The organism is Pseudomonas sp. Xaverov 259 (genome assembly GCF_019352915.1).
In the GTDB taxonomy this organism is placed as follows: Bacteria; Pseudomonadota; Gammaproteobacteria; order Pseudomonadales; family Pseudomonadaceae; genus Aquipseudomonas.
This window is the reverse complement of record NZ_JAAAFV010000031.1, coordinates 734951-745010: the sequence shown is the minus strand read 5'-3', so window position 1 is coordinate 745010 and position 10060 is coordinate 734951. Positions and strand designations below refer to the sequence as shown.

General features: G+C 60.3%; 9 protein-coding genes. 7 read left to right on the top strand and 2 right to left on the bottom strand.

Annotated features, from left to right (window positions below; all coding sequences use genetic code 11):
* Positions 1–57 precede the first annotated feature (57 nt).
* Both xerC and K0H48_RS13815 read right to left on the bottom strand, forming a co-directional pair.
* On the bottom strand, positions 58–972 hold the full coding sequence (xerC, locus tag K0H48_RS13820) for a tyrosine recombinase XerC (RefSeq protein ID WP_219267902.1): 915 nt from the start codon (positions 970–972) through the stop codon (positions 58–60).
* A gap of 108 nt (positions 973–1080) precedes the next feature.
* Positions 1081–1899, bottom strand: coding sequence for a M949_RS01915 family surface polysaccharide biosynthesis protein (locus K0H48_RS13815; RefSeq protein WP_219267901.1), 819 nt, complete (start codon positions 1897–1899; stop codon positions 1081–1083).
* A gap of 472 nt (positions 1900–2371) precedes the next feature.
* Between K0H48_RS13815 and arnC the strand changes: the two genes are divergently transcribed.
* The 7 genes from arnC to K0H48_RS13780 are packed head-to-tail and all read left to right on the top strand — an operon-like array spanning position 2372 to position 10060.
* A complete protein-coding gene (arnC, locus tag K0H48_RS13810; protein WP_056860018.1) occupies positions 2372–3406 on the top strand; it encodes an undecaprenyl-phosphate 4-deoxy-4-formamido-L-arabinose transferase in 1035 nt (344 codons plus the stop codon).
* Complete coding sequence (gene arnA / locus K0H48_RS13805) at positions 3403–5394, top strand: bifunctional UDP-4-amino-4-deoxy-L-arabinose formyltransferase/UDP-glucuronic acid oxidase ArnA (protein WP_219267900.1); 1992 nt, start codon at positions 3403–3405, stop codon at positions 5392–5394. The genes arnC and arnA overlap by 4 nt, the downstream gene beginning before the upstream one ends.
* A complete protein-coding gene (arnD, locus tag K0H48_RS13800; RefSeq protein ID WP_219267899.1) occupies positions 5394–6278 on the top strand; it encodes a 4-deoxy-4-formamido-L-arabinose-phosphoundecaprenol deformylase in 885 nt (294 codons plus the stop codon). Before arnA ends, arnD begins: the two co-directional genes overlap by 1 nt.
* On the top strand, positions 6275–7930 hold the full coding sequence (gene arnT / locus K0H48_RS13795; RefSeq protein ID WP_219267898.1) for a lipid IV(A) 4-amino-4-deoxy-L-arabinosyltransferase: 1656 nt from the start codon (positions 6275–6277) through the stop codon (positions 7928–7930). Before arnD ends, arnT begins: the two co-directional genes overlap by 4 nt.
* Positions 7927–8274: a 4-amino-4-deoxy-L-arabinose-phosphoundecaprenol flippase subunit ArnE gene (gene arnE / locus K0H48_RS13790; RefSeq protein ID WP_219267897.1), complete on the top strand. Its 348-nt coding sequence runs from the start codon at positions 7927–7929 to the stop codon at positions 8272–8274. The genes arnT and arnE overlap by 4 nt, the downstream gene beginning before the upstream one ends.
* Positions 8271–8684: a 4-amino-4-deoxy-L-arabinose-phosphoundecaprenol flippase subunit ArnF gene (gene arnF / locus K0H48_RS13785; RefSeq protein ID WP_219267896.1), complete on the top strand. Its 414-nt coding sequence runs from the start codon at positions 8271–8273 to the stop codon at positions 8682–8684. The genes arnE and arnF overlap by 4 nt, the downstream gene beginning before the upstream one ends.
* Entirely contained in the window at positions 8681–10060 is a 1380-nt protein-coding gene (locus K0H48_RS13780; RefSeq protein WP_219267895.1) for a UDP-glucose/GDP-mannose dehydrogenase family protein, read from the top strand. Before arnF ends, K0H48_RS13780 begins: the two co-directional genes overlap by 4 nt.

The window sequence follows — 10060 nt, the reverse complement described above, 5'->3', positions numbered from 1 at the left end:
ATATTGGGGCAAGCCTGCTCGCCACAGGTGGTTCCAGAACCTTTGCTGTGTCTCAGGCTACAAATCAAACCTGTCCACCGCCCGGCGTCGCTCATTGTCGTCGCGCACGTCATAACTGGCGGTGGTCTGGATATTGGTGTGATGCGCCAGTTTTTGCGCAATCGACAGGTCATGTTCTTCAATCACCCGCGTGATAAACGAGCGCCGGAAGTCATGGGGCATGATCTTCACCCCCACCTGTTCACCGCGTTGGCGGGCGATGTAGTAAATCGCGTGTTTGGTAATGCGTTCACGGGTGATATGGCTGCCACGGCGGATACGGTTGAACAGGAAGCTATCGTCCTGCTCGCCGTCCTTGAGCTGCTCGCGGCGAAACGCCAGCCAGGCCTGCAACTTGTCAAACGCCCAGGCCGGGGCGTACTTGATCAGTTCTTTGTTGCCTTTGCCAATCACCCGCAAGCTGCGTTCATCGAAATTGATCTGTGCCAGATCGAGGTTGACCGACTCCGACTTGCGCATGCCTGAACCATACAAGATGCCGATCACGGCGGCATCTCGCAGGCCTTGGGGGCGTGGGTCGGCGGCGCAGACTTCCATCATTTCGCGGATCAGGCTGCGGCGCAGGTTACGCCCCTGGCCGAGGCGTGTGCCCGGCGTGGCCTTGACCGAGCGCATCTTCAACAGGTGGTCCTGACTGATCAGACTCATCCGCCAAGCCTCGTTCATCACCCCGCGTACCGCATTCACATACAGCGACGACGTATTCGGCGCACAACCGTCTTCGCGCAATGCGCCAACCAGAGCAATCACTTGTTCGGGTTGCAGCAGGTGCCAGTCGATCTCTTCCAGGTTGATGTCTTCATAGCCCAGGCGGTCGGCGGCATCTTGCAGCACGTAGCGCATGGTCAGTTGGCTGGAGGGCGCCAAGCGGGTGAGGTAAAGGGTTAGTGGGTTGCGGATAGACTCAGTCAAGGTAGATCAGCCTTTGGATTAAATACCTCGTTCAAGCCTTTGTTTAATCGAGGTATTTAGTGAATTGGCGAAGGCCGAGTCTAACCCAGGACAGGGCTTGGCACCAAATCACTGCGCCGATTCGTCATCCTCGGTCGGGTCCTGCGCCTGCGGCTGGGCCTGGGATTGGCTCCAATCGGCGTCCTGTTTGTGCATCAGTGCAAACCAGTGCTGACGCATGAACGCCAGGTAGCTGTCCGGCGCCTTGGCAAAGTCACTTTCATCGCCATAACAGCCCGGCAGCGGCAACTCGGTGCCCTGCTCCTTGTACTGGCTGACCAATGCCTGCTGCGCGGCAACGCTGCAGTCGGTCGGCAGCGGCATACCGCGCAGGGCACCAGCGTCCTCGTCCCACCAGCTTGCGCCGACGCGATCGACGCCACGCAGGCGGTACTTCTGCGATTTGCCGACATGCATGATCAGCTTGAACTCACGCGGGCTGACGTCGCTGGTGCAGGTGCGCGAATAGCCCACCGTGGCCTGGGTAATGCCATCGCCGGCAAGGTCAGTGACCTTGGTGGCCGCCATGTCAAAACGCAGCCCTGCGTCGAATTCGCAGTGCTGCACATCGTCATAGAGCATCCAGACACGCTTGGGGCGGTCGCCGCCGAGCAAATATTGGGCCGCGTAGACAAATGCCGACTGGGTGCCGTCGTCATCACGTTCACTGACTTGCTCGGCGAGTACCAGCAAGTTCTTGCCTTGGTGGTCGTCCCAGGTATAGGCCGCGACCTGTTTGCCGCGCACTTCCACGCCCTCCGGCACCTGCTCGATGCTGGTAAGCGCCACGCCATCATCGGCTCGAACCGTCGTGACACAGGCCACCGCCATCAACAAGCCCATCAATGCAGGCCGCAACTGGCCGCGCAAAATCTGCACACTATTCATCCGAGTACCCTGGCAAGAGATGGCTTACTTTACCGGCACTTGAGGGCCAATGCAGAGAAGTTTGTTGAATAACTTTGCCCACCTGCGCACCGGTGCGCAATTCGTCGCGGTTTTGCCCGCAGAACCAATCCCCAGGCGCCTCAGCGGTTTAGCTGAACCCTACCTGTCTACCTGTCAAATAAACGAGTTTTTCATCCGCCTTTCATATTCGTTCAACAATTTTCCGCTTAATCTTGGCCCCAGGACTTGAGAACGAACCGCGCCTTCCCCGACTAACCTGTTGATTACGCTTTACCTTTAATAGTTTTGGTCTTTAATCTGCTAGCCCATGGAAGAAACCGTTGCCCGTCCTCAGGAAAGTCGAATGAATGCCGCAACCCCACGCTACGTTGTTTAATCTTTCGGCGTTGTTTATCGATGGATTACTGCTGTTTTCACGCTCCAATTGTTCTAGCCCCGAGGTCATGAATCTTTGAAACCCTACCCTATTCATTGCGTGTCGATCGTTATCCCGGTCTACAACGAACAAGAGAGCCTGCCTGAATTGCTGCGTCGCACCACCGCAGCTTGCAAGCAACTGGCTTACGAATACGAAATCATCCTGGTGGATGACGGTAGCCGCGACAACTCGGCCCAATTGCTGGAAGACGCTGCCGCAGAAGACGGCAGCAACGTCGTGGCGGTGATCCTCAACCGCAACTACGGCCAGCATGCCGCGATCATGGCCGGCTTCGAGCAGTGCCGTGGCGAGGTGATCATCACCCTCGACGCCGACCTGCAGAACCCGCCCGAAGAAATCCCGCGCCTGGTCGAGCAAGCCGCCCTGGGCTACGACGTCGTCGCCACCGTGCGCAACAACCGTCAGGATTCGGCCTTCCGCCGCTGGCCTTCGCGCCTGATCAACCTGGCCGTGCAGCGCTCCACCGGCGTGGCCATGACTGACTACGGCTGCATGCTGCGCGCTTACCGTCGCACCATCGTCGACGCGATGCTGGCCTGCCGCGAGCGCAGCACCTTCATCCCGATCCTGGCCAACGGCTTTGCCCGCCACACCACCGAGATCCTGGTACACCACGCCGAGCGTGAGCATGGCGAGTCCAAATACAGCGCCATGCGCCTGATCAGCCTGATGTTCGACCTGCTGACCTGCATGACTACCACCCCGCTGCGCCTGCTGAGCATCGTCGGCTTCAGCCTGGCGGCACTGGGCATGCTGTTTGCCTTTGCGCTGGTGTTCCTGCGTTTGGTGTTCGGCGCCGAATGGGCCGGCTCAGGCATGTTCGTGCTGTTCGCGGTGCTGTTTGTGTTCACCGGTGGCCAATTCATCGGCATGGGCCTCTTGGGTGAATACCTGGGGCGCATGTACAGTGACGTGCGTGCCCGTCCACGGTTCTTTATTGAAAAGGTGCTGCGTAACCAACCCGCAGAACCGGCTCCGGTCGTCGTCGTCGACGGCCTGGCAACTTCCCACTCTCCTACTTCTCCTTCCGATCAGGTTTCGTCATGACTTCAAAAGCTGTTGTCTTCGCTTATCACGATATTGGCTGTGCAGGCATTGAAGCCCTGCTGACCGCCGGCTACGACATTGCTGCCGTGTTCACCCATGCCGACGACCCCAAGGAAAACAATTTCTACGGCTCCGTCGCCCAGCTCTGTGCCCGTAACGGCATCCCGGTGCATGCGCCGGAAGACGCCAACCACCCGCTGTGGATCGAGCGCATTGCCAAGCTGAACCCGGATTTCATCTTCTCGTTCTACTACCGCAACCTGCTGAGCGAAGCCCTGCTGGCCACCGCCAAAAAAGGCGCGTTCAACCTGCACGGTTCGCTGCTGCCTAAATACCGTGGCCGCGCTCCGGCCAACTGGGTGCTGGTCAACGGCGAAACCGAAACCGGCGTGACCCTGCACCGCATGGTCAAGCGTGCCGATGCGGGCGCGATCCTGGCCCAGCAAAAAGTCGTCATCGACCGCACTGACACCGGCCTGACCCTGCACGCCAAACTGCGTGAAGCGGCCACCCACCTGCTGCATGATGCCCTGCCACAGCTGGCCCAAGGCAAGCTGGCCGAAACGGCCCAGAACGACAGCCAGGCCACCTACTTCGGTCGCCGCACGGCCGCTGATGGCAAGCTGGACTGGAAAAAGCCGGCTGAAGAGCTGTTCAACCTGGTTCGTGCTGTAACCCAACCCTACCCGGGCGCATTCTGCGCTGTCGGCGAGCACAAACTCATCGTTTGGCAAGCCGACGTGGTCAAGGGCAACGAAGGCCTGGCCCCAGGCCGTGTGATCAGCGTCAACCCGCTGCGCATCGCCTGCGGTGAAGACTCCCTGGTGGTCAAGTTCGGCCAGCGCAACGAAAACGGCCTGTACCTGGCCGGTCCGTCCCTGGCTGACGAACTGGGCCTGGTCGACGGTTCCGTGCTGCGCGGCGCCGAGTCCGGCCGCAAGCCACGTCGCACCCGTGTACTGATCCTGGGTGTTAACGGCTTTATCGGTAACCACTTGTCCGAGCGCCTGCTGCGTGACGACCGTTACGAAATCTACGGCCTGGACATTGGCTCCGACGCCATCGAGCGCCTGCGCAGCCACCCGAACTTCCACTACGTGGAAGGCGACATCAGCATCCACTCCGAGTGGATCGAGTACCACATCAAGAAGTGCGACGTGGTCCTGCCGCTGGTGGCCATCGCCACGCCGATCGAATACACCCGCAACCCGCTGCGCGTGTTCGAGCTCGACTTCGAAGAAAACCTGAAACTGGTTCGCTACTGCGTCAAGTACAACAAGCGCGTGATCTTCCCGTCGACTTCCGAAGTCTACGGCATGTGCCAGGACCAGTACTTTGACGAAGATACCTCCAACCTGGTGGTCGGCCCGGTCAACAAGCAGCGCTGGATCTACTCGGTCTCCAAGCAACTGCTGGACCGCGTGATCTGGGCCTACGGCGACAAGGGCCTGAACTTCACTCTGTTCCGTCCGTTCAACTGGATGGGCCCACGCCTCGACCGCCTGGACTCGGCACGCATCGGCAGCTCGCGCGCCATCACCCAGTTGATCCTGAACCTGGTGGAAGGTACGCCAATCCGCCTGTTCGACGGTGGTGAGCAAAAGCGTTGCTTCACTGACATCGCCGACGGCATCGAAGCCCTGGCGCGCATCATTGATAACGACAACGATGCCTGCAACGGCCAGATCATCAACATCGGCAACCCGGAAAACGAAGCCAGCATCCGTGAGTTGGGCGCAGAGCTGCTGCGTCAGTTCAAAGCTCACCCGCTGAGCAGCAACTTCCCTCCGTTCGCCGGTTTCCGCGACGTAGAAAGCAAGGCGTTCTACGGCACGGGTTACCAGGACGTGGCACACCGCAAGCCAAGCATCGAAAACGCCAAGCGCCTGTTGAACTGGGAGCCGACCGTCAAGATGAGCGAGACCATCGGCAACACGTTGGACTTCTTCCTGAAAGAAGCCATGCTCGAAATCGCGGACAAAAAGTAATGCAGGCAGGCTTGCGAATCGACGTCGACACCTACCGTGGCACCCGTGAAGGTGTGCCGCGGTTGCTTGAATCCCTGGATGAAGCCGGGGTTAAAGCGACGTTCTTCTTCAGTGTCGGGCCGGACAACATGGGGCGCCATTTGTGGCGCCTCATCCGCCCGCAATTTCTGTGGAAGATGCTGCGTTCCAATGCTGCCGGCCTGTATGGCTGGGACATCTTGCTGGCCGGCACCGCCTGGCCAGGCAAGCCGATCGGCCGTGACCTGGGGCACTTGATGCGCCAGGCCAAGGCCGCCGGCCATGAAGTCGGCCTGCACGCATGGGACCATCACGGTTGGCAAGCCAACACCGGGCGCTGGAGCGACGCACAGCTGGTCGAGCAGATCCGTCGTGGCGTGGACACCCTGAGCGACATCCTGGGTGAACGCATCGACTGTTCGGCAGCCGCCGGCTGGCGTGCCGATGAGCGCGTGGTGCAAGCCAAACAAGGTTTCAACTTTCGCTACAACAGCGATTGCCGGGGCACCAGCCTGTTTCGACCGACCCTGGCCGATGGCAGCGCGGGCACCCCACAAATTCCGGTAGACCTGCCGACCTTCGACGAAGTCGTCGGGCCGGTGGTGGCTGCCAAAGATTTCAACGGCTTCATTCTTGACCGGTTCGCCGAGTCGAAGCTGAACGTCTATACGATCCACGCAGAAGTAGAAGGGATTCTGATGGCTGACGATTTTCGCCAACTGCTTGCCCAGGCCGGGCAGCGCGGCATCGACTTCAAACCCTTGGGCGACCTGTTGCCCGCGGATGTGACCACCCTGCCCCAGCAACAGCTGGTGCGCGGCGCGCTCAGCGGCCGCGAGGGTTGGCTCGGAGTACAACAGGCATGATCCGGCGCTGGGCATTGCCCCTGCTCCTGCTGGCTTTTGGCGTGTTCTACCTGTTGCCCCTGGCCTCCCACGGCCTGTGGATTCCGGACGAAACCCGTTATGCGCAAATCAGCCAGGAAATGCTGCTGACCGGCAAGTGGGCCTCGCCGCACTTCATGGGCATCCGCTACTTCGAGAAACCCGCCGCCGGCTACTGGATGATCGCACTGGGCCAGGCGATTTTCGGGCAGAACCTGTTCGGCGTGCGCTTTGCGTCGGCCTTGAGCACGGGGCTGAGCATCCTCCTGGTTTATCTGGTTTCGCGCCGGTTGTGGAACGACCCGCAAAAAAGCCTGGTCAGCAGCGTGCTGTACATGAGTTTTGTCAGCGTGGCCTTGCTCGGCGGTTACGCCAACCTGGACCCGCAGTTCACCTTCTGGGTCAACCTGACGGGCGTGGCCTTGTGGTTTTGTTTCGACAGCACCACACGCAACGGCCGTTTGGGCTCCTGGGCCTTGCTCGGCTTTGCCTGCGGCATGGGCTTTATGACCAAAGGCTTCTTGGCCTGGCTGCTGCCGGTGTTGATCGCCCTGCCCTACGCGATCTGGCAGAAACGCTTTCGTGAGTTGCTGGGCTATGGCGTGGTCGCGGTGGTCGTTGCCATTGTCGTCAGCCTGCCGTGGGCGCTGGCCGTGCACCTGCAAGAGCCGGACTACTGGAACTTCTTCTTCTGGCACGAGCACATCCAGCGTTTTGCCGGCGATGACGCCCAACATGCCGAGCCCTTCTGGTTCTACCTGCCGCTGATGGTTGCGTTCTCGTTGCCATGGATCGCCCTGTTGCCGTCCACGGTCAAACAGGCCTGGCTGGAAAAACGCCTGCCCAAAACAGCGTTCCTGCTGCTGTGGCTGTTGATGCCCCTGGCGTTCTTCAGCCTGGCCAAAGGCAAGTTGCCGTCCTACGTGATGCCGTGCCTGCTGCCCTTGGCCCTGTTGATGGGCTCGACGCTCAGCGACAAGCTGGCCAAGGGGCATGGCCGCGCCTTGCGCATCAATGGCTGGTTGAACCTGGCTATCGGGATCGTGGCGTTGCTGGCCATCAGTTGGTTCCAATTGAAAAAGCCGGTGTATGAGCCGGGTCAGGAGACGTTCAGCCTGGTGCTGCTGTTCACCTTCTTGTTCGGCTGGATCGTGGTCAACCTGCTGCAAGCTGCGCGCCCGTTGAAGCTATGGGCTGCGCCGGCAATCGGCAGTTGGCTGCTGGTGGCTCTGGTGCCCGCTGCCCTGCCGCATTCGGTGGTTTACAACAAGACGCCGGACCAGTTCATCATCGACCATTTGCCCGAACTGCAACCGACCACCGCCCTGCTCAGTAATGACCTTGGCGCTGCATCGGCGCTGTCATGGCGCCTGGGTCGCCCGGAGGTTGCGCTGTACAACACGGTCGGTGAAGTGAAGTACGGCATTGCCTACCCGGACACCGCTTATCGTAAGGTCGGCACCGCTGACGTCCAGCAGTGGATGAGCGAGGCGCGTAAAAAAGGCTCGGTTGGCGTGGTCATGCGGGTCAAGGGCGACGATGAAGTGGCCGAAGTGAACCTGCTGCCCCAAGACGGCAAGCGTTATGAGCAGGGCAGTATCGTTATCCTGATTTTCCCACAGGCCGCGCAATGATCACCTTGCTTCTCCTGTTGGGCGCCTGCCTGCTCACCTGCATGGGCCAGGTTTCGCAAAAGTTCGCGGTGGAAAGCTGGCGTGACCAGCCTGACGGTTGGGCGCCGAAACTGCGCTCGCCGTGGCTATGGTCCGCGCTGGTGTGCCTGGGCTTTGGCCTTTTGGTATGGCTGTTGGTGTTGCAGCGCCTGGAAGTGGGCATCGCCTACCCCATGCTCAGCCTCAATTTTGTGCTGGTGACGCTGATGGCGCGGTTTGTCTTCCATGAACACATTGATAGCCGTCACTGGCTGGGTGTCGTGCTGGTGATCGGTGGCGTTGTGCTGCTGGGGCGTCACGTATGAGCCGCGCGCAAGGGTTCGCCCTGGCTTTGGGCAGTGTCGGCCTGGTCAGCGCCGCTCAGTTGGGCATGCGCTGGAGCATGACGCGCCTGCCATTGCCGACCGAATGGTTGAATGCGTTCAACAGCAACGCCATCGATCTTGGCGCCCTGGGCGTGGTGACGCTGGCGATCATCGCCTATGCGCTGTCGATGCTGTGCTGGCTTGGCGCGCTCAAGCACTTGCCCCTCGGGCGTGCCTATTCATTGCTGAGCATCAGCTACGCGCTGGTGTACCTGCTGGCGGCCAGCCTGCCGGTGTTCAACGAACATTTTTCGCTTTCAAAAACCCTGGGAGTGGCCTTGGTCATTCTCGGTGTTCTGGTTATTAACTCTCGTCGTGCTAGCGTTGCAAGCCCCAGGAATGCCCCATGAAAATCAGTGTATTTGGTAGCGGTTACGTCGGTCTGGTACAGGCCACCGTATTGGCCGAAGTCGGTCACGATGTGATCTGCATGGACGTGGACAAGAGCAAAGTCGAGTCTCTGCAAAAAGGCCACGTGACCATCTTCGAGCCGGGCCTGGCTGCCATGGTCAAGGAAAACCTGGAAAGCGGGCGCCTGCACTTTACCTATGACGAAAAACTCGCCGTAGAACACGGTGAAGTGCTGTTTATCGCCGTGGGCACGCCGTCGGACGAGGACGGTTCGGCCGACCTCAAATACGTGCTGTCGGTGGGCGATGCCGTGTCGCGCCATCGCGTGGAACCGGTGATCCTGGTAGAAAAATCCACCGTGCCGGTCGGTACTGGCGACACCCTGCGCGCCCATATCGAAAAAAACCTGCACATTGCCGGTCGCCACCTGAAGTTCGATATCGTCTCCAACCCGGAATTTCTCAAGGAAGGCTCGGCCGTTGCCGACTGTCGTCGCCCGGACCGCATCATCATCGGCTGCGAGCGCGAAGAAGTGCGTGAAGTGATGCGTGATTTGTACGCGCCGTTCAACCGCAACCATGACCGCATCATCTTCATGGACCTGCGCAGCGCCGAACTGACCAAGTACGCCGCCAACTGCATGCTGGCCACCAAGATCAGCTTCATCAACCAGATCGCCGAGTTGGCCGAACACCTGGGCGCCGACATCGAAGCCGTGCGTTTGGGCATCGGCGCCGACTCGCGTATTGGCTACCACTTCATCTACCCAGGCTGCGGCTACGGTGGCTCGTGCTTCCCCAAAGACATGCGCGCTCTGATCCACAGCGCCAAGGAAGCCAACTGCTCCAGCGACCTGCTCGAAGCGGTCGAAGCGATCAACCAGCGCCAGAAGAGCAAGCTGTTCGAACGCATCAACGCCTACTTCCAGGGCGAGCTGCAAGGCAAGACCTTCGCGTTGTGGGGCCTGGCGTTCAAGCCCAACACCGATGACATGCGCGATGCCCCGAGCCGCGTGCTGATGGAAGCCCTGTGGGCGGCCGGCGCCAATGTCCGTGCGTTCGACCCCGAAGCCATGCAGGAAACCCAGCGCATCTACGGTGACGAGTCGCGCCTGACCCTGCTGGGCACGCCGGAATCGGCCTTGAGCGGCGCCGATGCGCTGATCGTGTGCACCGAGTGGCAGCAATTCAAGGCACCGGATTTCGAGTTGATCCATGCCCGCCTGAAAAACCCGGTGATCTTCGACGGTCGCAACCTGTACGACGGCGAACGCCTGGCGCGCAAAGGCTTCAAGTATTTCCCGATGGGCCGTGGCGACTCCTGCGAACTGCCGATTCCCCAGCAAAACTGGGTAGCGCCCGCCAAGGAAGCCTAA

Excerpts from the sequence above, each read along its gene's own strand:
- K0H48_RS13815 (WP_219267901.1), bottom strand. The coding sequence starts at position 1,899 with ATGAATAGTGTGCAGATTTTGCGCGGCCAGTTGCGGCCTGCATTGATG.
- arnA (WP_219267900.1), top strand. The coding sequence starts at position 3,403 with ATGACTTCAAAAGCTGTTGTCTTCGCTTATCACGATATTGGCTGTGCA.
- arnD (WP_219267899.1), top strand. The coding sequence starts at position 5,394 with ATGCAGGCAGGCTTGCGAATCGACGTCGACACCTACCGTGGCACCCGT.
- arnT (WP_219267898.1), top strand. The coding sequence starts at position 6,275 with ATGATCCGGCGCTGGGCATTGCCCCTGCTCCTGCTGGCTTTTGGCGTG.
- arnE (WP_219267897.1), top strand. The coding sequence starts at position 7,927 with ATGATCACCTTGCTTCTCCTGTTGGGCGCCTGCCTGCTCACCTGCATG.
- arnF (WP_219267896.1), top strand. The coding sequence starts at position 8,271 with ATGAGCCGCGCGCAAGGGTTCGCCCTGGCTTTGGGCAGTGTCGGCCTG.
- K0H48_RS13780 (WP_219267895.1), top strand. The coding sequence starts at position 8,681 with ATGAAAATCAGTGTATTTGGTAGCGGTTACGTCGGTCTGGTACAGGCC.